Source organism: Cuniculiplasma divulgatum (genome assembly GCF_900083515.1).
Classification (GTDB): Archaea; Thermoplasmatota; Thermoplasmata; order Thermoplasmatales; family Thermoplasmataceae; genus Cuniculiplasma; species Cuniculiplasma divulgatum.
The window spans coordinates 1,647,238-1,668,168 of sequence record NZ_LT671858.1; the positions used below are offsets into that span (position 1 = coordinate 1,647,238).

The window sequence follows — 20,931 nt, forward strand, 5'->3', positions numbered from 1 at the left end:
ATGTTACTTTCCTGAAATTTTAGTGATTTCCACAGTGCTAAATCCGAGACTGGAAAGTATGTCAACTGTATCCTCACCAAGTTCAGGCACACGTTCTTTCCTGTTTGACGAAACTGGCACTGCTGGTAGAAAAATTTCCCTATCCCTGAATGTAACACTATTCATCCCCTTTAAAGCATCCTCATCATCTAGAAGATTCCAAGGTTTTCTTAGGAATGAATAAACTATTTGATGCTTATCCAGTAAGTCAGAAAGCTCCTTTGAGGCGTATTTTGAAATTGTTTCAGAAAGATATGGAATCAGTGTTTTCCTGTTTTCATATCTGTCCCTGTTGGTAGCATATCTGTTAGAAATATCTTCTCCTATTCCGAATACATTGCAAAATTTCTTCCATTGCTCATCAGTCGTAACTGCAATGAATATCTTCATGTTATCTGAGGTTGGGAAAAAATCATATATCCCCCATGCGAAACCTGCCTCGTTTATTGGTAATAATTCCTTCTGATTTATCTGATATGTTGATATGTGCTGACCTATCATAAACATTGCATTTGAAAATAATGAAGAGTCTATGCTCCTACCCTTTCCAGTTTTTTCCCTCTCAAGAATTGCATCATAAATTCCTATTACTGCCATTGAAGCTGAAAACATATCTACCAGTGAAGCACCAACCCTCATTGGCCTGTCCTTTAAACCATTCATATAGGCTATCCCGGAATCTATCTCTATTGGGTAGTCAAGGGACCTCCTTCCCTCCTTTTTTCCCTTGCCATATCCTCTTATTGATACATAAATCAACCCCGGGTTTGTTTTCTTCAGATTTTGATAATCAAGTCCTAGACCCTTAAGAAAATCACTGCTGAAGTTGTCTATTACTATGTCAGAGCTGTCTATCAATCTCTTAAGTGCCTCTCTACCATCTGGAACTTTTGTGTTTATGACAACACTCCTTTTGTTTCTGTTGTAATAAGGAAATGAACCAGCACTCTCTCCAGTAAGATTTCTTGCAATGTCTCCAACACCAGGTCTTTCTACCTTAATTACTTCAAAACCCATTTCGGAAAGAATTAAGCCAGCGGTTGGACCTGCCACTATATGTCCCAGTTCAACTACTCTGTACATAGATCCCTTGCCTCCTTAATTATTTCATCAGCTCCAATTACTCTTCCCTGAGTGGCTGAAATATCCTTTACCCTCCTCATCAATAGGGACAGATCCTCCTTTGTCAGATCGATTCCTCTTCCCTCAAGAATCTTCTTCAACATGGATTTTCCTGTGTAAACATTCACGGAAAAGTCATTTCCCTCAAATACATCGGAAAAAGCTGCATGAGTTCCTGCTGTATGTGTATTGGTATTTTTCCCAATATTTGGAAGATTGTTTTTGAAAAAATATTCACCGGTTTTCTTTATGACAATGTCCAGAAACTCAATTGACAATCGATCAATCTTTTCAGTTTGCAAATCGTTTGCCTCACCGATTTCCTTCAGGTATCTTGCCAGCGTGCCTGTATCAGTGATTCCGTTTCTCTCACCAAGGCCTAGAAATGTGGTATCAATTATGTCTGCCCCTGCTTCTATTCCAGCTATTGCGTTAGACACAGATAAGCCTCGATCATTGTGGCAGTGAATTTCAATCTTTGATTCTGAAACCTTTCTGGATTCGCCCACTACATTTCTGATTAATCCAGGAGTTGCCTTTCCCATGGTATCAGGGAGTTGTATTGTATCAACGCCCAGGCCTGATAGAATCTTTACAATTTTTACCAGTTGATCTGTTTTATACTGTGTTATATCTACGATACCAACTTCAACCTTCTTTCCCAGTGATAGGGCATATTTTACATTGCTGTATATTTCATCTAGAGAATCATACTTGAAAGGGAAGTGAAGAGATATATTGGCTCCAGTTGAGTCTATGAGATCAATATCTTCTTTTATTGCTCTCCCAAGTCCATAAACCTCTTGAAAATATCCCTTCTTTGTAATTTCAGATGCAACTAAAGCCTCTGATTCGTGCGCCGATGGATAGGAAACCAGTATTCTCTTCAATCCGCATTCAGATATTTTTTTCGCAAGGTTAAGCTTTTCATCTACACTAAAACTTATCCCGGGAGCCTGCATACCTTCCCTTAGAGAATCATCAGAAATCATAGTCAAATATTCGAAATATTTACTTAAATCAATACCCTAACACATTAGAATGAAATAAAAAATGAAAAGTGTTTATAAATTTTAGGAGAGTTTATTTTGCTATTGCTTCAACAAACTTGTTCGTGCTCTTAGGTCCAAGTAATATGAGAACCAGTGAACAAATTATGACCAATATCCATACAAAGGTGAAGATTCCGGGGGCGTTGTGACCCCCTATAAAGAATGCTATGAACAGCACAAGTATTGTTGTTGAAATCCTGCTTATGGAATAAACAAATCCTGCGGCGGTTGTTCTGACTCTCGTAGGAAATATTTCTGCATTATACTGGTGCATAAAGTTCGAGAAGTTCCATAACATGAATGCAGTAAGGAAACCGAATATCACTGCCTCATCTATTCCATGTATTACCGCAAAGAATGTGCCAAAAATACCTCCCAGAACTGCGAAAAGTATGATACCCCACTTTCTTTCTATCTTATCAATTATGAATATATTGAAAACGCTTCCTACCAAAAATCCAGAGAAAATTACTGCTGCAGCACCTAGAGGATCACTTGTAGGATATTTCACAGAAACCAGTCCTGGTGCAAAGGTTGTAAAACCATAGAATATACCGGATTGGAAAAACATAAAGATGGCCATCATTATTGTCTGATTCCTAACATCTGGAGCAAATATTTCTTTATACTTAGATACGTGCACTGGAGCCTCTATTGTATCTGTAACTGGAGGAAGAGCTGTCAATTTTGTTTCTTTTAAAACCTCAGCCTCGATTTTATCCATCTCTTTCTTTGCTTCGTCCATTTTTCCGTGAGTAGAAAGCCATCTTGGAGACTCTTTCAATCTGAACCTTATTAACCAGACCACTATTCCAGAAGCTCCCATGAACCATAGTGGAATTCTGAACGAGTAGTATCCAAGTCCTGCAGTCAAAGCTGTGATATATATTATAAGAGGAGCAGCTGTAACTGCTATAGTATAGATGAGAGCCAACCATGCACCTCTCCTTTTCCTGACAAAGATTTCTGTTCCATAACTGTCTACCAGTGGGAATTCTCCACCCACTCCAATTCCGCCAATTAGTACAAAGACTGCAACGAGTTGCCACGAATCCATGAAACCGGCTATTATCATACCAAGCCCAAAAATCAGTTGGTTATAAAGAAACACTGCTCTTCTTCCCCTGGTATCCGCCAGTCTACCAAAAAATATAGACCCCAAGAACTCTCCCACGAAGAAGAAAGCAGGCAAAGCATAGGTTGCTAATACAGAGGTGCTTGATATTGCAAAGTATGTTGCAACCAAACCAAGGATTGCTCCGTTACCCAGCAGCATTAAACTCTCTGCCCACTCTCCGCTCGTCAGCATAAGAGCAAATTTCACATGAAATCTGCTATATGGCAGCCTTTCCAATCTTCCGGCAATATTATTATCCGGATTCGAGTCATTTTCTACCATGGTGAAATAAAACTTCAACTCTATATATAGTGAGATTATAACAGGTTAGGGGTTGCGTGTGTCGTATATTATTGAATACTTATAAATATAGATAAAATTTTATTTTTTACCACTATATTCATAAATAGACTCACCAAAATAAATCTATGATACATGAACTAAAAATTTAGGCGCAACGGAATTAAATTGTTCTGTAATACATGGTAACTAAAATTTGCCTCTAATATGATAGAATATTTTTGAATTGATAAATTTATAAGCCATTTTAGTATTTCCCATAATCTTAGAAAGGAGGATTAATTAAATGGCTGGAGGAAATTCGTTGGCAATCATTGCTGACAAAAAGACTGGAAAAACATACAAGAAAGAGATTAAACCTGAGAACCTTAGTCTGCTTAATGGAAGGAGAGTAGGAGAGGAAATAGATGGGATATTTTTTGAAATGCCAGGTTATAAATTAAAGATAACTGGTGGCTCTTCAATAGACGGCTTCCCTATGAAGCCTGATCTTTTCATTCAGGGAAAGAAGAGAATACTTGTGACCTATAGTAAAGGGAATAGGGGAAAAAGTGGATTAAGGGAGAGAGTTACCTTCAGGGGAGCTATTGTGGGACCAGATATTTCTCAGTTAAACTTTATTGTTACCCAATATGGACCAGATCCACTTGAGAAGCCTGAGGAAACCAAAGAATGAGCAATCAGTTGCCACAGCCTGTGGTAAATATAGGAATGGTAGGTCACGTAGATCATGGTAAGAGTACACTTACAAAGGCATTAACTGGTAAGAAAACAGATATACATTCAGAAGAGATAAAGAGAGGGATATCCATAAAGCTGGGATACGCTGATACTCCAGTGTATATATGTGAAAATGGAGAAAAAGTTTATTCCAATAAACCAGTTAATGAAAATTGTAAACTTGAGCGTGTTATTTCTTTTGTAGATGCTCCTGGCCATGAAACTCTGATGGCGACAATGCTTTCCGGTTCGTCTATTATGGATGGTGCACTTTTAGTTGTTGCAGCCAATGAAAAATGTCCCCAGCCTCAAACAAGAGAACATCTAACTGCACTGGAAATAATGGGAATAAAGAATATAATAATTATTCAAAACAAGATTGACCTTGTTACTAGAGAAAGAGCACTGGAGAACTTCAGAGAAATCAAGAATTTCGTCAAAGGCAGTGTTGCTGAAAATGCGCCCATAATACCGGTGAGTGCTTATCATAACAAGAATATAGACAAGGTTTTTGAGGCAATTGAGGAATATATCCCAACACCAAAGAAGAGAAAAGATCTTGATCCAATTATGTATGTGGCCAGGTCATTCGATATAAACAAGCCTGGACTTATGCCTTCAGAATTAAAGGGAGGTGTTCTTGGAGGGTCACTTGTTCAGGGGACACTGAAGATTGGTGATGAGATAGAGATAGCACCTGGGATTCAACAAACCAAAGGAAACAAAAATGTATGGGAAAATATATTTTCAGAAGTTTCATCTCTCATGGCTGGTTCAAGCTCTTATAATGAAATTATACCTGGTGGTCTCTCCGCAGTTGGGACATACCTTGATCCATTTTTGACTAAGAATGATTCCCTTACGGGGAGGATTCTTGGAAAAGCTGGAAAGGTTCCAGCAGTTGCTACGTTCATAGTGGCTGAGTCTCATCTTTTGAACAGGGTTGTTGGATTTGATGAGGAAATGAAGGTTGAACCAATCAAAACAAGGGAAAGCGTGATGCTTACCTTTGGTACTTCAAATACCATAGGAATGATTTCCAATGCAAAAGAAAATGAAATAGAGATAATGCTTAGATATCCAGTAGCAGTTCAGCAAGACGAAAGAATATCCATTGGAAGAAGGATCGCAAACAGGTGGAGACTTATAGGTTACGGTTCAGTCAAATCCTTTTCATAATTACAGTTCTGCCTGAGAAAACAGATTTCACAGAGTGGTTTTGATTTACATATTTCTTTGCTTATTTCAACTATTTCCCCGTGAAAATTTTTGAGATCCTCAAGATCCATATTCCGCTGGATTTCAACACCCATGGAATAGGCATTATTCATTCCTGGTTCAATGAGTCCTAATCTGGAGAAAAACCTTTCAGTGTATTTATCTACAACGAACACTTTTCTGTTGAATGCGTAAATCATTATGTCCTGCATCGTTTCAATACCAATCCCCTTAGTGTTTAAGAGAAAATCCTCGATATCACTATCTTTCATTTGATCAATCTTCTCAATGCCACCCAATTCCTGAATTCTAGTGCATATTTCCTTAAGATAGACAGATTTCTGGTTAAAGAAACCTGCAGGTCTTATCATTTCTTTCAGATCCTCCTGATCCACATTGGTAATTTCTGGTATAGTGTCAATTTTCTTTTCTTTTAGATTTTTCAGAGCTGCCTCAACATTTTTCCATGATGTATTCTGCGTTAATATCGCACCGATTATTATCTGATCTCTTGTTTCCGATGGCCACCATCCAAGGTTTCCATATTTTTCCTTTAATATTTTATGTAATTCAGAATAATTCAACATATCATGATGATTTCTTAATAGGTAAGAATTACCATTTTAATTGTGTCCAAAAATCAATAAAATATAAGAAAAAGATTTCGCATTGTTATTCCTTCCATAGGTTTTTGATCTCCATTTTGAAGGATATTGTCAGGTTTTAATTTACACCCAATCTAACATATTACTCAACTTTTTTTATCCCCGTTGATCCAATATTCGTGACATCCGGGTTCCTGAATACTTTATTCATAAATATGGAAAATAATCAGTAAAAATCATTAAAATTTAAGTTTGTCCGATGGAGTAAGACAAATTATTATTTTAATAAAAATAATAGTATATCCCGTATATGGCATTTTTACTATGTTTACTAAAAAAGGAATAAAAATATTTTAATACTAGTATGTGTATTAAGTATTGGTAAAAATGGTAGGCATAAGCGAATTGTCGAAGGAGGTTTCTAAAAAAACCGGACAGACACAGAAAGTTGCCAGAGAGGTCATTAAGGTCTTTCTGGACGAAGTTGTAGCTGAGGCAAACAGGAAGCAGAAAATAAACCTGGCAGGCTTTGGAATTTTCGAAAGAAAGACACAGAAGCCCAGGACTGCTAAGAACCCGCAAACAAGAAAGGAGATAAAAGTCCCACAGAAAGAAAAGTTTGTTTTCAGACCATCAAGCAAAATAAAATACAAGAACTGAGTTCAAATTTTTTTTTATTTTTAAAGTTTAGAAAATCTTTTTTTCCTTTCTTTAGAATCAAAGCCCGTTAGTTCCAGTAGTAGATTGTTGAATATTTTTATAGAATTCATTGGCTCTTTATAGGTTTCATCTGTTTCGGTTGAGATGAAAAGATTCTTCTTGCCGCATTCAACATCCACTTTCTTAAGACCTGGTAAAGTGAATGTGATTATTTCCCCATTTGCCTTTGCGTCCTTTGCAAATTTTCCAACTTTCTCCAGTACTGTGCTTACGTCAGTTTTGTATCCTTTTTTAACCGGGTATTCCCTCATTTTTCCTTACCTCTCTCCTTTTTTCTCTGCAGATGCCTTGCAAAATTCCTTGCATATATAACTTCCATATACTGAGCATCGTGTTCCAGCAATGGCGAACATGAAATTAGTGTGAGATCATCCTGATAATCCATCAGCACCTCAGACATTGTTTCAAACTTCAGATCACCGTGTTTGATGGCCGTTAGCTTTGTTTCTGTTGAACCGCTGTAATCAACACCTGCAAACTCAATATACAGGTCACCCTTGGAATGAGCTTTGAACTTATTTATTACTTCTGTAAAATCCTTTGCCTGTATCAGGCTCCCATTTGTTCTTGCATGATAATGAGGCATATTCAGGATTGGCTCAACAGATGGGACCTTCTTTGCTATGGAAAACAACTCTTCAGCTGAACCAAATATTTCTGGTTTTCCAGATGTTTCAACTCCAATGTATGGAAAGCCATGGTCAGTGCCCATTTCTTTATCGATTGATGAATATATCTCAATTGCCCTTTTGAGACTCCCTTTTTTTGTCTCGTTGTAGAAACCAGTATGAGTAACAACTCTCTTGGCACCCATGGCTTTTCCTATAATAAGAGACCACTTAAGGTGATTTATTGATCTCTCTGAAATATCCTCATCGTTTGATAAGGTCTTTGTCGTTAACATATCCATATAATATGGACTGTGGAGTGAAAGCAAGACATCAAGCTCTCTGGCAAGATCTCCCCCCATCTTGAGTTCATCATAGTTTTTTGCCATGTTCCAGAACAGTTCTTCCACAATATCGTCTTCCTGAATTACTGTGTCAGTTCCTATACTTGAATATATACCCTCTTCGTTTGGTCTTAGAACGTCAATTATTATGGAATTTTCGTTATCTTTTGGTAACATTCCCGCGTATTCAATACCCTGATTTTCCTGAACATTTACCCTGAGTAGCTGCACTTCCAGCGCCTTTAGCCCCAACTTATAAATTTCCTCAACGGAGTCGACAAATGTTCTTCCCTTGCTGGTAAGTGGTATCCCAGCTATACCATATCTTATCATAAACTCTTAGTATATTGAACACACCAATTTATTAGTTTTTATTTTCCACAGACACAACAGTTCATTACTGAAAATTGAAAATACCCATTTTTGCAGTCGCATAATAATTGAAGTTATACTTTTCAATAACTATAAAATTAAATCGATTCTTCTCTTTATATGAGAATAAATTAAATATTAACATGCAATCAATTCTTAATGGATGTAGATTGGGATAAATTAAATATTAGCCATATTCTACCCATAAATAACAAAGGTGTACTTAATGAATGTAGATCCAAATATCACAAAATATCTGATAAAAGCAAAAATTTCTGCCGATGGGGTGGTTGAAAAACCCGATGTTGTTGGGGCCATATTTGGCCAGACAGAGGGTCTTCTTGGTGAAGAACTTGATCTTAGAGATCTCCAGAAAGGAGGAAAGATTGGAAGGATAGAGGTTGAGATTGACAGTAAAAAGGGAAGAACAGAGGGCTTTGCTCTAATACCATCTGGTTTAGATCAGGTAGAAAGTTCTATCCTGGCTGCTTCTCTTGAAACAATAGACAGAATTGGACCCTGTAAGGCGAAGGTAGAAATTGAAAGCGTTGAAGATGTAAGACAGGAACGCAGAAAGAAAATTGTAGAAAGGGCAGAACAGTTATACAAAAAAATGAGTGAGTCTGGAAAGACTGTTAGTGAAAGTATAATTTCAACCGTAAGAGAAGAAGTTGAGAGGGGAGAGATTATATCCTACGGAGAGGAAAAATTACCTGCAGGTCCAGCTATAAGAGATTCTGATTCAATCATAGTGGTGGAGGGAAGAAACGATGTCCTTAACCTGCTAAAGTACGGTATAAAAAATACAATAGCAGTACAGGGAACAAACATTCCAAGAGCTGTTCAGAAGCTTTCAACTGAGAGAACTGTAACGGTATTTCTTGATGGCGATAGAGGAGGAGACCTCATACTGAAAGAAATGCTTCAGGTTGCAGAAGTTGATTTCGTTGCCAGAGCACCACCAGGAACTGAAGTTGAGGAACTGAGCTACAAGCAGATTGTCAAGGCACTGAGATATAAGACTCCCACAGAGCAGTATCTTTCAATGAGAGGGATGAATGACGAGCTCAAGAGCTTTAATGAGAAGAATGACAAGGACGCGAACAAGGAAAAACACGAGCCAGAACATGTTAAAAACGACCAGAAACTGCATGATCATGAAAGACATGAACAGAAGAAGCCAGATCATAAAGAGCAGGAAAATGAGCCAAAACATGAAAAACAGGAGCATCATCAGAGAGAAATCCATGTAATAGAGGAAAAGAAAGAGCGACAGCCTGAACCCGATGAGGTCAAAAAGACCAATAAGTTTTCCATAATGGATCCAAACAGTGTAAGAAGAAGAATAACAGAGCTTCTGGAGAAAAAGGAAACTCAGGTCGTTGATGAAAAGGGAGAGCCCATGGAAAGCTTCAATCTGGCAGAGGCACCAGATAAAATTTCAGAAATGGAAAAGGTAGAGTATGTTATGACTGGAGGTGTTATTTCCCAGCGGCTTGTGGATATCTGTCACAAAAAAGGTGTTAAGATAATCTATGGCGTAAAAAAAGGGAATATCACCAAGAAACCAGAAAATATGAGAGTAGTACCAATAGAAGAGGCGTAGATTTTGCCAAAGAGAAAAGTGAATACAACAGAAGATGTTAAAATACCATCTAACCCACTTGACAGGGTTATAGGACAGGATGATGCTGTTAAGATAGCAAGAGTTGCAGCAAAACAGAGGAGAAATCTTCTGCTTGTAGGACCACCAGGAATTGGAAAGTCAATGATCGCACAGGCGATGTCTTTTCTTATAGAGGTTCCAGAACACGAAGTTAGGGTTATACATAATCTAATGTACCCCGAAAGGCCATACGTAGAGGTAAAGAGCCGGGCACAGGTTGAACAGGAGAGTGATGAGATCAATGCAGCTGATGGTATTATTGTAAGCCCCGAAGATATACCTGCAGATGTGTCTGAGAAACTCGGGTACAGATGCCCATCATGTGGATACATTTCCCTTTACACCGATACAACCTGTCCAAGATGTGGGGAGCCAAAAAATAAGAATAATGCACAGGGACCATTCGGAGATATGTTTAATGTTCTGGGTGCTGCCCTTGGAGTACAGAACAATATGGAAAGAGTATCTTCCACCAGAAGAGTAGGAGAAAAGGAGGAAGTGATAATCTACGAACGATTCAATGACAAGGTAAAGATTCTGGATGAGAAGGCCCTGGAAAGAAAAAAGAAAATGGAGAAGAAAAGCCCAAGCAAGGTCATAGTACCACTGAACAGAAATACATTCATTCTTGCAACAGGTGCCAGTGAAACAGAACTACTTGGAGATGTGAGGCATGACCCATACGGGGGTCACCCACAGCTTGGAACCATGCCCTATGAGAGAGTCATAGCCGGATCTATCCATGAGGCACATGAAGGTGTTCTCTTTATAGATGAGATAACACACCTTGGAGAACTGCAAAGGTCTATACTGACTGCAATGCAGGAAAAGAAATTTCCCATAACAGGTAGGAATCCTCAAAGTGCTGGTGCAAGTGTCAGGGTGGATTCAGTACCAACTGATTTCATTCTTGTGGGTGCATGTAACATTCAGGACCTCCCACAGATTCTCAGTCCTTTGAGATCGAGAATTGCAGGAAATGGATACGAGGTGCTGATGGAGGTATCCATGCCATATAACGAAAAGAATGTTGAAAGATATCTACAGTTTATTGCTCAGGAAATAATCAGTGACGGAAAGATTCCACATATGGAAATAGATGCAGCCATGATCATCGTTGAGGAGGGAAAAAGAAGGGCCAGTATAATAGATCACAGGGAAAATGCATTGACTCTAAGGTTAAGGGAACTCGGTGGTCTGATCAGGGCATCAGGCGATATTGCTGTGAGCAAGGAACATAAATACATAACAAAGGATGATGTGATGGAGGCATTAAAGATATACATGCCAGTCGAGGAGAAGATAAACAAGATATATGGTAATATGGGTAATGCTATTTCCAGCGAGTCAACAGCCTCACAGAAAATGTCTGGTTATTATGGTGGGTTTCATAACTACTATGTGGACCCTTCATACCAATAATATATTTTTTAATGTATTAGAGTCTTTTGCTATGTGCAAATTATGCATGTCATGACGATAGTTAATAAAGTTAATATAATATCTACATGGTGATTAAATGCCTATAGCACTAGGGGAGAAAGTCCCTGATTTTACCGTAAACACATCGAAAGGTCCCATAACCATGTCTTCCTATAAGGGAAAGTGGGTTTTACTGTTTTCACATCCAGGAGATTTTACTCCGGTATGTACAACTGAATTCATGGCTTTTACAGAAAGATATGATGATTTCAAGAAACTTGGAGTAGAACTAATTGGTCTCAGTATTGATAGCGTATTCAGCCATATAGCCTGGATAAGAGATATTAAGGAAAAGTATGGAGTAGAGATACCCTTTCCCATAATTGCTGACGTGAACAAGGAAGTAGCAAATATATTCAATATCATAAACCCGGCTGATGGAATGACTGTGAGGGGTATATTCATAATTGATCCAAATCAGAAGGTAAGGTGGATGGCTTACTATCCTGCTGAAGTTGGAAGAAGCATATCAGAACTCATTAGGGTTCTCAAGGCCCTTAAATTCAACTGGGATAGAAAACTAGCAACACCCGCCAACTGGCAGGAAGGTGATCCAGGAGTCATGGGAGCACCGGGAACACTTGAAGAAAGTTACGCAAGAGAAAAAGATGGCGCTGAGAGATGGTATCTTAAAAGAGTCAAATGACCGATTGCGCAATGTACAATCTCACACTGGATGGATCACATCCATCCACCATATGTGTGGAGATTTCAAATTTGAGGCCATCACTGGAGTCCCTATATGAAATGTTAGATTCCGAATACCTTTCAGAATATTTGTCCGATTTCATTTCCGACTTTGCAAGAACTGATGAAATTATGCCAGAAGATCACACACTTGGCTTCGTCATAATTAACTCGAAGAAGAAGCATCTTTCATTTGCATTCAATGGATTGAAAGAGAACTATATTAAGGATATCAGGGAAATCGGAACTAAGATTCAGCAAAAGGGTTACACAGTTGAATATGATATTGAATGATGTAATCAAAATTAAAACAAATTTTTCATTATTTTAAATCACGCTTAATTCTTAAATTTTATATTGCCACAAATAGATGCTATTATAAAGTGCTGTGTGATCAATTTTATATATCCAGCAATGTATGAGGTTTTCATGATAAACGAGAATACTGAACACTCAGCACTCATAAGGGAAGAAGATAAAAGATTTTTGGCAAACCAGTTCAGGAAGAAGCTGAGCAAAACTGTAACTCTGATAGTATTCACATCAAGTGACAAGAAATGTATGTACTGTGATAAAGCAGTTGAAATTATTGAAGAGGTTTCCAGCCTGAGCGATAAGATCAAGACAGTGAAATACTCCTTTGAAAATGATAGGGAAATGGTTGAAAAGTATAATGTAAAAAAGTACCCTGCCATTATTGTAACATCAGAAAGAATTAGGGATAGTAGGGTTGTTTTCTATGGCCTGCCATCCGGGTATGAATTCGGTTCCCTCGTGGAGAGCATAGAGAGTGCTTCCATGGATGAACCTGAGATTGCAGATAAGACTAAAGAAATAATTTCAGGGATCAATATGCCTGTTAAAATAACTGTTTATATCACACCTACGTGCCAGTATTGTCCCAGGGCAAGTACCATAGCAAACAAATTTGCCATACTGAATCAAAACATAAGTTCCGAAATTACAGAAATCCTGGAATTTGGGGATGAAGATGAGATAAAAGATATAGAAAAGGTTCCATACATTAAGGTAAATGACAGAATTATAGTAATAGGAACGCACACTGAAGAACAGTTTGCAGAATTTGTAATGGGAGCTACCAAAGAACAATAAATGTGATTTGCGAAAGATATATTAGTATAATAAAGTTGTTGAATTATGGAGAGCAACGAAATTATTGCAGTATCGACAAACTACATTACTGGATATCGGGTTACAAAGGTTTTTGGAACGGTTTGGGGATTGACCGTAAGAAGCAGAGGAATCGGTGGGAATGTTATGGCGGGTCTGAGATCTCTGAAGGGAGGGGAGATAAAGGAATACATAACATTACTAAACGATGCAAGGAATATTGCACTTCAGAGACTTAAGGATGGAGCAAAGTCACTTGGAGCTAATGCCATACTGGATGTGAGATTTGATTCATCTGATTTTGCTCAGATGATGACGGAAATAGTGGCCTATGGTACTGCTGTTATAGTAGAACAAACTGGCAAGCAGGGAGATCTTGTATCACTTTCCTGATTTTACAGTTAATAACGGAATATAATTGCAAATAGATCAAAGACTTAAATAATCAATTTACATTTAGTATTATTATGATAGATTCACTATGGGAATGGCTGATAGTAGGTGTTGTTATACTAGCCTTGTTTGGAAGCGCCAAGAAAATCCCAGATTTTGCCAGAAACCTTGGAAGGGCAACAGGTGAATTCAAGAGAGGACAGACTGAGATACAGCAGGAAATTAAGAAATCATTGCTGGAGCCTGAGAAAGTTAACACCCCTGAAAACGAGAAATTAATTGCACTTGCACAGTCAATGGGAATTGAAACAAGCGGAAAGGATCCGAAACAGATAAAGGTTGAGCTTTCAGAAAAGCTTAAAAGTGATAATTAATGGAAAATGGCCCGCTGAAGGTCATTACAAATAATATTGATGAACTGCGTTTCAGGGTTATAAGAATTGTAGTTCCGATTCTGGTCTTTTTTAGCATTTTTTTGCTGTTTGATCTAAGGTCATTTTATATTGGTCTTGGGTCTATTTCCTTTCATTTTCCCTTCATTTATCCTGATCCCTATGAAAATATGGGAGCACAATTCCTTAAACTCATAATTGACCATGTAATAACAGAACATTTCCAGCTGATTGCCATTAAGCCCACAGATGGTGTTGTGGCTGATTTTTACTCCTGCCTGTTCTTATCCATTATTGTAACTTCGCCAAATATTTCATACCAGACGGGGAAGTTTATTGGACCTGCGCTTAAAGCCTCAGAAAAGCATCTGATTAAGACAACAATTTACCCAGCACTTATACTATTCCTGATTGGAGCACTTGTGGGATTCTATTTTGTAGCCCCGCTTATGTTTAGAATACTGTATGACTTTGATCTTGGCGTTGGAGCCCAGCCTACAATGAGCATAACTTCCTTTGTCTCATTTTTCTTCATCTACGTTCTTTCCTTTGGATTATCCTTTGAAACACCTGTGATAATGGTTGGGTTGACCTATTTATCAATCGTACCAGCAAGCTACTGGAGGAAGAACTGGAGATATGCCATAGTGGCGGCACTTATCTTCGGTGTAATATTTTCTCCAGGAGTGACAGGATTTACCATGATTCTACTCGCCATACCCATAATCGCCCTTTATTTTGTTGGAATTTATGCATCCCAGAGAACGGAGAGAAGGAAAAATAATGAAATTCAGAAAGATCTAGGCGGTCTCTCTTAATTTTTGCCGGAAAGACTCAAGTTCTTTTAATCTGATTGTTTTTGTGTTAATTGTTTCTATGTGATGGGCATAAGCCTTTATGATCTCATTTTTCATGAACCTTGAACCCTTTATTCTCCTGAAGAAAGTGTTATTTAATGAAGTAGCCATGTTTTCGGCGTCTTGAAGATTTCCATCGCGAAATATTATACCATGTTCCAGTGACTCATTAAATGTTAAGATCCTCCCCGTGGCAAGTTCCTTCACAGTGTTGCCTGAAATGAAATGCCTCATTCCTTCAGGAGGTATTATGATTGATGGGAAGTTAAAAAGAATATCCGGTAAACCATATTTACTGTTTTTTTCGCCAACAGAATAGTCACTTATCAGGGTTAGTTCAAGTCCTGCCCCAAGGGTGAACCCCTTACAGTATGAAACAACAGGTGCCTCATAGTTTCTTATGAGTTGCATTATTCCAGTTCCCAGAGATACAACTGACAACAGGAAATCATTGTCTTTTACAAGATGACATGAACAGTCGTAACCCATTGAAAAATTATCTCCCCTAGATCTGATGACCACAGGTTTAAAATTACCATCTGAAGTTATTGCGGATAAATTTATGAATAATTGCTGCAGAACTTCCATATCCATTGAATTCTCAGGTATATTATTTATAATTAAAGAATGAAGAACATCATTTTCCTCATGAATTACCTTATTGCTCAGTACATTGTCAGGTTGTATCTTTCATCAACCTCCTCGTATGTCTTCCTGTCACTGATGCCGAGGATTTCTGAAACTTTTTTCATGATGCTTTCGTATGGTGAGTCTTCCTTTCCTTCAATATATGGCCATTCTTCTCCTATGATCAGTCTTTTGGCCTTATCACTGTACAAAAACTGATAACCTTCTTTTTTCATCTCATGGATTCGCTCTGCAACCTCTTCAGGTTTTTCAAGATTACTGAACTTGTGTTCAAGTTCTCCTATCATCATAGATCACCACATCTTTTGCCATTGAATTCCGGGAACCTCACATTATATCTATCAGCAGCATAATACAGATGATATATGAAATTCTTTAGAAAGCCCTCCTTATCATCAACATCATAGACAAAGTTTGAGTTCATGACGCTTTTCACTGTATCAATATCTATCTTCCCTGTTAAGAAATCACTAATCGACTGCATTACCCTTAAATGACTCCTGATTCTTTCGTTTTTTGATATATTTTCTGCGTTTTGAAGACTCTTAATTTTCTTTTGGATAAGTTTCATTGCATCATCTATCTCGCCCGAAAGGACCGCAGAATCTATTACTTCCAGATCATACAAAGGATTCATTACACACCAACTCCTAATCCTGAAACTATACTGCTCAAATATGGATATCCATAAATCAGGAATGAAAGCCCTATGGACATTACTGCTCCTATAACAACAGGTAGAAGTATGGAGCCTGAGAGATTAAATTCTCTGTCCTCTGTTGCAGGTCTGAACATGACCACAATTACTCTGAGGTAATAGAATACAGATATTGCACTGTTCAATATACCTATTACTGCAAGATACCACAGATTTCCGCTTATGAGTGAAAGGAATAGATAGTATTTAGCGAAGAATCCTGCAGTTGGTGGTATTCCTGCAAGGGCAAGCATCATTATTCCTAGAGAAATGGCGAATAGAGGTGACTTTAGACCAATGCCTGAGAGATCATTTATCATGATTTTTTCCTTCTTCACGGCACCAGATGCAATAAAGGCTCCTCCCTTCATGAAAATATATACAAGAGAATAGTACATTGCTGCAAAAATTGCTACTGTGATCGCAAACTGAGAGGCAGTACTGGAAACCACCGTAAGTACCAGGATCAGATATCCGGCCTGAGCTATGCTTGAATATGCAAGCATCCTTTTCAGATTATTTTCAGAGAGTGCCGCGAAGTTTCCATATGTCATGGTTATTATGGAAACTATGGTAAATAGATAGAAAACATCAGTACTTAATGTGGAGAATCCAACCAGAAATACTCTCAGTATAATAAGAAAGGCAAGTACTTTTGTTCCTGATGAAAGGAAAGCTGAAACAGGATTATTTGTCCCATCGTACGCATCTACTGCCCATTGCTGAAGTGGTACTAGAGCAAGTTTGAATCCAAATCCAACAAAAAGGAGTATTAAGGCAAGAAGCATTGAAGGTCTGGTAACATCAGAGATTGAAAACGAAGAAACAAGATTGAATGTGCCTGTTGATAGGAAATAGAATGATGAACCGAGTACTATAAAGCCTGTTGCTATAACTCCTGTAAAGAAATATTTAGCAGAAGCTTCCAGGTTTCTTTTTGATTTTCCATGAGCCGACAGAATGTAAGTTCCAATGCTGATTCCCTCAAATGCTATGAATATGAATATGAGGTTCAGACTAAAGGCTGCTATTATCATGGCTATGTTTACAAAAAGAAAGACAGAAAAGAAAATTTCAGGATCATGCTTCAGTTCCGAACCTGCTGTAAATGAGACATAAAGGGATGATGTTATTAGGATAAGTGCAAAGAACAGTCCGAAATTGTTGATAACAAAGGCTCCTCCAAAGAATGAAGAATTACCTGAATCGAGCAGAATTAGCATAATCATTGATATGAGCAGTGCTATAATTGAAACTGTGGTGTAGACCATCCAGTTTTTTACCCTTCTTCCCATCAACAACATTCCAAAAGCCACCAGGCCAAGGAATATCTCAGGGTACAGAGATTTTAGAATTGAAGAATCTAATATAAACGTCATCTTAGAATACCCCCTTTACGAAGCTTAGTATTGGACCAAAGAACAGATTTGGATATATCCCGAGGAGCAGTATGAGTATGAAGAGAAATGAAAGAAGTAATATTTCTGTTCCCTTTGCATCCTTAAGTTTTCCCATGTTTTCATTGAATGGGCCATTAAGAGTCTTTTGTACTACCCAGATGTGATAGGATGCAGTGATGATCATCCCAAAAATAATTAGGAAAATAATGGCACCGATCACATAATATGATGATAATACGATAGATGCTTCGGCTATGAACCCTGCAAGTCCCGGAAGACCCAGTGAGGCCATTATTCCTGCAAGGAAAAATGCTGAAATATATGGCATGTCCCTCCACAAACCGCTGACTGAAAGATTGGATTCTGTTCCAGCCCTCTGTTTAATTAGATACAGTGATGAAAAGACGAGACCCATTATGAGGCCATGTGCAAGTATTTGATAAATGCCCCCTGCATATGCTGTGTATGAGACCTGACCACTGGTGAGTATACCATCTCCAAGGGATATGCTAATAAAACCCATTGAAGCCGCACTGGCATACGCCATCATCTTCTTGGTGTTTGTCTGAAACATAGCAGTTAGAGCAAAATATATCAGACTGAAAATGCCCAGTCCGATTATTGTCCATGCTATTCCTGCTCCAATGACTGATGCTATTGGCATCAGTACAGCAAAGAAACCATAACCTCCCATAAGGGAAATGGCCCCAGCAAGTACAATGGTTACGGGGTATGGTGCAGATGTATATGCATCCGGTAACCATGAGTGAAGCGGGAAAGATGGCATTTTTACCAGGAAGGCAAAGAAAAATCCAAATAGGGCAAAATATGTCCAGAATGGTACCTTATTAGTTATATCATTGATTATAAATGATGGATTTAACAGCGTCGACATGTTTAACGTAAAAACGTTTCCATGTGAAGAACCATAGTAAGAGAATAGTGTCAGTATGGAAAGCAGAAGGAAAACAGATCCTATTTGTGTATATACAAAGAATTTTAGTGATGCCTTTTCCTTTCTTGAATCCCCGTATATGGCGATTAAAAGGAATACAGGAATGATGATTGCCTCCCAGAATACATAGAAGAACAGGAAATTTCTTGAAATAAGCAATCCATAAAGCCCAACTTCAGTGAACATCATCAAGCCATAGAATCTTCTGTCAAATTTTTCATTCTTCGCTGTATATATAGCAGCAAACATTATGACAGTTGTCAGAAATAGAAGTGCTATGGAAAGACCATCCACACCAGTGCTGAACGTAATTCCTATTGATCTGTCAATTGGGTATGAACTTATGGAAATTAGCCCTCCCGTATATGATTGAAATCTTACAAGAGCATAAATTACAGTTAATACAAGAATTACGAAACTCTCTGTTACTGCAACTTCCCAAACCTTTTTTTTAAGGAGAATGGATACGATTGCGAATATTATGGTTAATAAAAATATATATAAAATAAACATCTAAATCCCTCCAAGTAGCTCAAGGAGAAGCATCAGTATTGCCACACCTGCTATAAGAAATACGAAATAGTATTCCACCACACCATTCTCTATTCTCCTAAGTACTCCTCCAAATCCCATGGCTACCTTTCCAGTTCCTTCGATGGAAATTGAGAATCCTTTCTCAAGCCTAGATACACCAGAAGAAAGTGGAAGGATTACCCTCTCTGCTATGACTCTAGTAAATAAGGCATCCAGAAAGTACTTTGCCTTTAGAAGCCTGTAGACAGGGTTCCTGTCATAGTTCATTCTCTGCCATCTGGTTGTTGCATAGAGTCCTATGGTTATGAGAACACCTATTACAACCATTGTTAATGGTGTATATTCAATGAACAATGGGACAACAACCCTTGTGGTGTCTGGTACTATAAAGTCATAGAAACGGTACTGTATAAGCCCGAGTGTTAGAGATAGAAATGCAAGTATCATAAGTGGTATCAATACAACCTTTGGTGGATCTTTTGCCTCTTCTGCAAGCTTAGATCTTGGTTTACCAAGCGCCACCAGGAAGAACATTCTGAATGTGTAAAGAGCTGTCATTAAGGCACCTATAACCAGGAAAATCCAAGGTAGTATAGAATAAACGTTGCTACCATTCATTATGAAATAGTTATAAGCAACATCTATAATGGTATCTTTTGAGAAGAATGCTGCAGTGGGCGGTATGGCTGCCAGTGTTATGGAACCAATGAACATCAGGGAAATTGTTACCGGCATCCTCTTCCAGAGACCACCCATTTTCTTTACATCTCTTAGTTCCATGAGAGTCAGTAAAATGACTCCGGCTGACATGAATAGTAATGCCTTGAAAACAGCGTGAACAACTAGATGATAGATAGAATAGCCTATCACACTCTCACCAAAGGTGGAAACCATTCCAAGCGCTGCCATCATATATCCTATCTGGGAGATTGTAGAATATGCAAGAATCCTTTTCAGGTCGTTTACTACTATCCCTATTGTTCCTGCAAACAATGCGGTAAACGCACCTATGTAAAGTACTGACTCTGCTGCCAGAGGTGTTGCATTGGCATAAAGTGGAAGTACCCTAGCTATAAGATATACACCGGCTGTTACCATTGTCGCAGCATGAATCAGCGCTGAAACTGTGGTAGGACCTTCCATTGCATCTGGAATCCATACATGTAATGGAAACTGTGCTGACTTACCGGCTGCTCCTCCCAGGAAGAGTAATCCTATAATGGTCAGGTTTTGTGCCCCTATTTCTGTGGCTATTGTGTGGGCATTGTTTATCAGATATGGTATGCTAAGTGGTGATGAAACTCCTCTTACTGTTAGGAGGGAATACAGAACAGCGAGCCCTATTATAAATAGCAGATCACCTACTCGTGTAACTATAAACGCCTTCTTTGCTGCAGAAGCTGCATTTGGCTTGAAAAACCAGAATCCTACAAGGAGGTATGAACATAGTCCCACCAGTTCCCAGAACAGAAAGAATTCAAGAAGATTGGATGCAAGTATAAGACCAAGCATTCCTCCTGTGAAAAGGGCTGTCTCCCCGAAGTATGTATTCTTCCTCGGGTCATCCTTCATATAATACATGGCAAAAAGATGAATCATTAGGGAGACAAATGATACCATTAATACCATTACAACTGCAAGGTGATCTACATATATTCCAGCGTTTATGTTATCAAACCAGTTATAACTCTGGTAAATTGGTGTGGATGTTCCTCTTATATTTAGCCATACAATTATTGAAAGTATGAGCGATATAAATATTGACAGTGACGCTAGTATACCAGCTGTTACTTTGCTTCTTTTTCCAGCAATGACGCTTATGGGTGCAAATATTATTGGTGTAAGGAATATGAACCATGCATAGTTTAACAT

At 38.3% G+C, this 20,931-nt stretch carries 23 protein-coding genes; 11 read left to right on the plus strand and 12 right to left on the minus strand.

The genetic code is table 11. From position 1 onward, the window contains the following. Positions 1-3 precede the first annotated feature (3 nt). From CSP5_RS08130 to CSP5_RS08140, 3 genes are all read right to left on the minus strand, one after another. Positions 4-1,122, minus strand: a complete 1,119-nt coding sequence (locus CSP5_RS08130) for a CaiB/BaiF CoA transferase family protein (RefSeq protein WP_077076614.1) — start codon at positions 1,120-1,122, stop codon at positions 4-6. Beyond that, positions 1,110-2,153, minus strand: coding sequence for a 2-isopropylmalate synthase (locus tag CSP5_RS08135; RefSeq protein ID WP_021790426.1), 1,044 nt, complete (start codon positions 2,151-2,153; stop codon positions 1,110-1,112). The genes CSP5_RS08130 and CSP5_RS08135 overlap by 13 nt, the downstream gene beginning before the upstream one ends. 91 nt (positions 2,154-2,244) lie before the next feature. Further along, positions 2,245-3,612 carry an MFS transporter gene (locus tag CSP5_RS08140; protein ID WP_021790425.1) on the minus strand — a complete coding sequence of 456 codons (1,368 nt, stop codon included), beginning with the start codon at positions 3,610-3,612 and terminating at the stop codon, positions 2,245-2,247. A 304-nt stretch (positions 3,613-3,916) separates the two neighbouring features. Here CSP5_RS08140 and CSP5_RS08145 point away from each other — a divergent pair, with 304 nt between their 5' ends. Beyond that, positions 3,917-4,306: a S6e family ribosomal protein gene (locus CSP5_RS08145; RefSeq protein WP_021790424.1), complete on the plus strand. Its 390-nt coding sequence runs from the start codon at positions 3,917-3,919 to the stop codon at positions 4,304-4,306. Further along, on the plus strand, positions 4,303-5,529 hold the full coding sequence (gene eif2g, locus CSP5_RS08150) for a translation initiation factor IF-2 subunit gamma (RefSeq protein WP_021790423.1): 1,227 nt from the start codon (positions 4,303-4,305) through the stop codon (positions 5,527-5,529). Before CSP5_RS08145 ends, eif2g begins: the two co-directional genes overlap by 4 nt. Here the strand turns inward: eif2g and CSP5_RS08155 are convergent. Further along, entirely contained in the window at positions 5,502-6,155 is a 654-nt protein-coding gene (locus tag CSP5_RS08155) for an endonuclease III domain-containing protein (protein WP_021790422.1), read from the minus strand. The two genes, eif2g and CSP5_RS08155, sit on opposite strands and share 28 nt — an antisense overlap. A gap of 405 nt (positions 6,156-6,560) precedes the next feature. On the opposite strand from CSP5_RS08155, the gene CSP5_RS08160 reads away from it, so the two are divergent. Beyond that, the gene (locus CSP5_RS08160; RefSeq protein ID WP_021790421.1) at positions 6,561-6,833 is read left to right on the plus strand and encodes an HU family DNA-binding protein; all 273 of its coding nucleotides are present in this window, start codon (positions 6,561-6,563) and stop codon (positions 6,831-6,833) included. Positions 6,834-6,853: 20 nt separating this feature from the next. On the opposite strand, the gene CSP5_RS08165 is transcribed toward CSP5_RS08160, so the two are convergent. Both CSP5_RS08165 and CSP5_RS08170 read right to left on the minus strand, forming a co-directional pair. Further along, positions 6,854-7,144 carry a DUF5611 family protein gene (locus tag CSP5_RS08165; RefSeq protein WP_021790420.1) on the minus strand — a complete coding sequence of 97 codons (291 nt, stop codon included), beginning with the start codon at positions 7,142-7,144 and terminating at the stop codon, positions 6,854-6,856. Next, positions 7,141-8,178: a TIM barrel protein gene (locus tag CSP5_RS08170; protein WP_021790419.1), complete on the minus strand. Its 1,038-nt coding sequence runs from the start codon at positions 8,176-8,178 to the stop codon at positions 7,141-7,143. Before CSP5_RS08170 ends, CSP5_RS08165 begins: the two co-directional genes overlap by 4 nt. 265 nt (positions 8,179-8,443) lie before the next feature. Here CSP5_RS08170 and dnaG point away from each other — a divergent pair, with 265 nt between their 5' ends. The 8 genes from dnaG to tatC all read left to right on the plus strand — a co-directional run bounded on the left by dnaG (position 8,444) and on the right by tatC (position 14,786). Then, on the plus strand, positions 8,444-9,823 hold the full coding sequence (gene dnaG, locus CSP5_RS08175) for a DNA primase DnaG (protein ID WP_021790418.1): 1,380 nt from the start codon (positions 8,444-8,446) through the stop codon (positions 9,821-9,823). Between the two features lie 3 nt (positions 9,824-9,826). Next, positions 9,827-11,305 (plus strand): ATP-binding protein, encoded by a 1,479-nt coding sequence (locus CSP5_RS08180; protein ID WP_241869814.1) that lies wholly within the window; start codon positions 9,827-9,829, stop codon positions 11,303-11,305. Between the two features lie 97 nt (positions 11,306-11,402). Continuing rightward, positions 11,403-12,011, plus strand: coding sequence for a peroxiredoxin (locus CSP5_RS08185; RefSeq protein WP_021790416.1), 609 nt, complete (start codon positions 11,403-11,405; stop codon positions 12,009-12,011). Positions 12,012-12,022: 11 nt separating this feature from the next. Continuing rightward, on the plus strand, positions 12,023-12,346 hold the full coding sequence (locus tag CSP5_RS08190; RefSeq protein WP_172399449.1) for a TA0956 family protein: 324 nt from the start codon (positions 12,023-12,025) through the stop codon (positions 12,344-12,346). 135 nt (positions 12,347-12,481) lie between these two features. Further along, entirely contained in the window at positions 12,482-13,165 is a 684-nt protein-coding gene (gene pdo / locus CSP5_RS08195; RefSeq protein ID WP_172399450.1) for a protein disulfide oxidoreductase, read from the plus strand. A 45-nt stretch (positions 13,166-13,210) separates the two neighbouring features. Then, a complete protein-coding gene (locus CSP5_RS08200; RefSeq protein ID WP_077076620.1) occupies positions 13,211-13,576 on the plus strand; it encodes a heavy metal-binding domain-containing protein in 366 nt (121 codons plus the stop codon). Between the two features lie 74 nt (positions 13,577-13,650). Beyond that, on the plus strand, positions 13,651-13,950 hold the full coding sequence (locus CSP5_RS08205; protein ID WP_077076621.1) for a Sec-independent protein translocase subunit TatA/TatB: 300 nt from the start codon (positions 13,651-13,653) through the stop codon (positions 13,948-13,950). Next, positions 13,950-14,786 (plus strand): Sec-independent protein translocase TatC, encoded by an 837-nt coding sequence (gene tatC, locus CSP5_RS08210; protein ID WP_077076622.1) that lies wholly within the window; start codon positions 13,950-13,952, stop codon positions 14,784-14,786. Before CSP5_RS08205 ends, tatC begins: the two co-directional genes overlap by 1 nt. On the opposite strand, the gene CSP5_RS08215 is transcribed toward tatC, so the two are convergent. Genes CSP5_RS08215 through CSP5_RS08240 form a run of 6 tightly spaced genes read right to left on the minus strand, consistent with a single transcriptional unit; the run spans position 14,769 to position 20,931 of the window. After that, a complete protein-coding gene (locus CSP5_RS08215) occupies positions 14,769-15,512 on the minus strand; it encodes an enoyl-CoA hydratase/isomerase family protein (protein ID WP_338417461.1) in 744 nt (247 codons plus the stop codon). The genes tatC and CSP5_RS08215 overlap by 18 nt on opposite strands. Next, on the minus strand, positions 15,491-15,763 hold the full coding sequence (locus CSP5_RS08220; protein WP_083705367.1) for a hypothetical protein: 273 nt from the start codon (positions 15,761-15,763) through the stop codon (positions 15,491-15,493). Before CSP5_RS08220 ends, CSP5_RS08215 begins: the two co-directional genes overlap by 22 nt. Next, on the minus strand, positions 15,760-16,110 hold the full coding sequence (locus CSP5_RS08225) for a hypothetical protein (protein ID WP_021790408.1): 351 nt from the start codon (positions 16,108-16,110) through the stop codon (positions 15,760-15,762). The genes CSP5_RS08220 and CSP5_RS08225 overlap by 4 nt, the downstream gene beginning before the upstream one ends. Further along, positions 16,110-17,549, minus strand: a complete 1,440-nt coding sequence (gene nuoN / locus CSP5_RS08230) for an NADH-quinone oxidoreductase subunit NuoN (protein ID WP_077076624.1) — start codon at positions 17,547-17,549, stop codon at positions 16,110-16,112. The genes CSP5_RS08225 and nuoN overlap by 1 nt, the downstream gene beginning before the upstream one ends. A 1-nt stretch (position 17,550) precedes the next feature. Then, positions 17,551-19,038, minus strand: coding sequence for a complex I subunit 4 family protein (locus CSP5_RS08235; protein WP_077076625.1), 1,488 nt, complete (start codon positions 19,036-19,038; stop codon positions 17,551-17,553). After that, a complete protein-coding gene (locus CSP5_RS08240; RefSeq protein ID WP_148690104.1) occupies positions 19,039-20,931 on the minus strand; it encodes an NADH-quinone oxidoreductase subunit 5 family protein in 1,893 nt (630 codons plus the stop codon). It lies immediately after the preceding gene.

What these genes read in the sequence shown, in the direction of transcription:
- CSP5_RS08130 (WP_077076614.1), bottom strand. Translation starts at nt 1,122, where the DNA reads ATGTACAGAGTAGTTGAACTGGGACATATAGTGGCAGGTCCAACCGCT.
- CSP5_RS08135 (WP_021790426.1), bottom strand. Translation starts at nt 2,153, where the DNA reads ATGATTTCTGATGATTCTCTAAGGGAAGGTATGCAGGCTCCCGGGATA.
- CSP5_RS08140 (WP_021790425.1), bottom strand. Translation starts at nt 3,612, where the DNA reads ATGGTAGAAAATGACTCGAATCCGGATAATAATATTGCCGGAAGATTG.
- CSP5_RS08145 (WP_021790424.1), top strand. Translation starts at nt 3,917, where the DNA reads ATGGCTGGAGGAAATTCGTTGGCAATCATTGCTGACAAAAAGACTGGA.
- eif2g (WP_021790423.1), top strand. Translation starts at nt 4,303, where the DNA reads ATGAGCAATCAGTTGCCACAGCCTGTGGTAAATATAGGAATGGTAGGT.
- CSP5_RS08155 (WP_021790422.1), bottom strand. Translation starts at nt 6,155, where the DNA reads ATGTTGAATTATTCTGAATTACATAAAATATTAAAGGAAAAATATGGA.
- CSP5_RS08160 (WP_021790421.1), top strand. Translation starts at nt 6,561, where the DNA reads ATGGTAGGCATAAGCGAATTGTCGAAGGAGGTTTCTAAAAAAACCGGA.
- CSP5_RS08165 (WP_021790420.1), bottom strand. Translation starts at nt 7,144, where the DNA reads ATGAGGGAATACCCGGTTAAAAAAGGATACAAAACTGACGTAAGCACA.
- CSP5_RS08170 (WP_021790419.1), bottom strand. Translation starts at nt 8,178, where the DNA reads ATGATAAGATATGGTATAGCTGGGATACCACTTACCAGCAAGGGAAGA.
- dnaG (WP_021790418.1), top strand. Translation starts at nt 8,444, where the DNA reads ATGAATGTAGATCCAAATATCACAAAATATCTGATAAAAGCAAAAATT.
- CSP5_RS08185 (WP_021790416.1), top strand. Translation starts at nt 11,403, where the DNA reads ATGCCTATAGCACTAGGGGAGAAAGTCCCTGATTTTACCGTAAACACA.
- CSP5_RS08190 (WP_172399449.1), top strand. Translation starts at nt 12,023, where the DNA reads ATGTACAATCTCACACTGGATGGATCACATCCATCCACCATATGTGTG.
- pdo (WP_172399450.1), top strand. Translation starts at nt 12,482, where the DNA reads ATGATAAACGAGAATACTGAACACTCAGCACTCATAAGGGAAGAAGAT.
- CSP5_RS08200 (WP_077076620.1), top strand. Translation starts at nt 13,211, where the DNA reads ATGGAGAGCAACGAAATTATTGCAGTATCGACAAACTACATTACTGGA.
- CSP5_RS08205 (WP_077076621.1), top strand. Translation starts at nt 13,651, where the DNA reads ATGATAGATTCACTATGGGAATGGCTGATAGTAGGTGTTGTTATACTA.
- tatC (WP_077076622.1), top strand. Translation starts at nt 13,950, where the DNA reads ATGGAAAATGGCCCGCTGAAGGTCATTACAAATAATATTGATGAACTG.
- CSP5_RS08220 (WP_083705367.1), bottom strand. Translation starts at nt 15,763, where the DNA reads ATGATGATAGGAGAACTTGAACACAAGTTCAGTAATCTTGAAAAACCT.
- CSP5_RS08225 (WP_021790408.1), bottom strand. Translation starts at nt 16,110, where the DNA reads ATGAATCCTTTGTATGATCTGGAAGTAATAGATTCTGCGGTCCTTTCG.
- nuoN (WP_077076624.1), bottom strand. Translation starts at nt 17,549, where the DNA reads ATGACGTTTATATTAGATTCTTCAATTCTAAAATCTCTGTACCCTGAG.
- CSP5_RS08235 (WP_077076625.1), bottom strand. Translation starts at nt 19,038, where the DNA reads ATGTTTATTTTATATATATTTTTATTAACCATAATATTCGCAATCGTA.
- CSP5_RS08240 (WP_148690104.1), bottom strand. Translation starts at nt 20,931, where the DNA reads ATGTTAAACTATGCATGGTTCATATTCCTTACACCAATAATATTTGCA.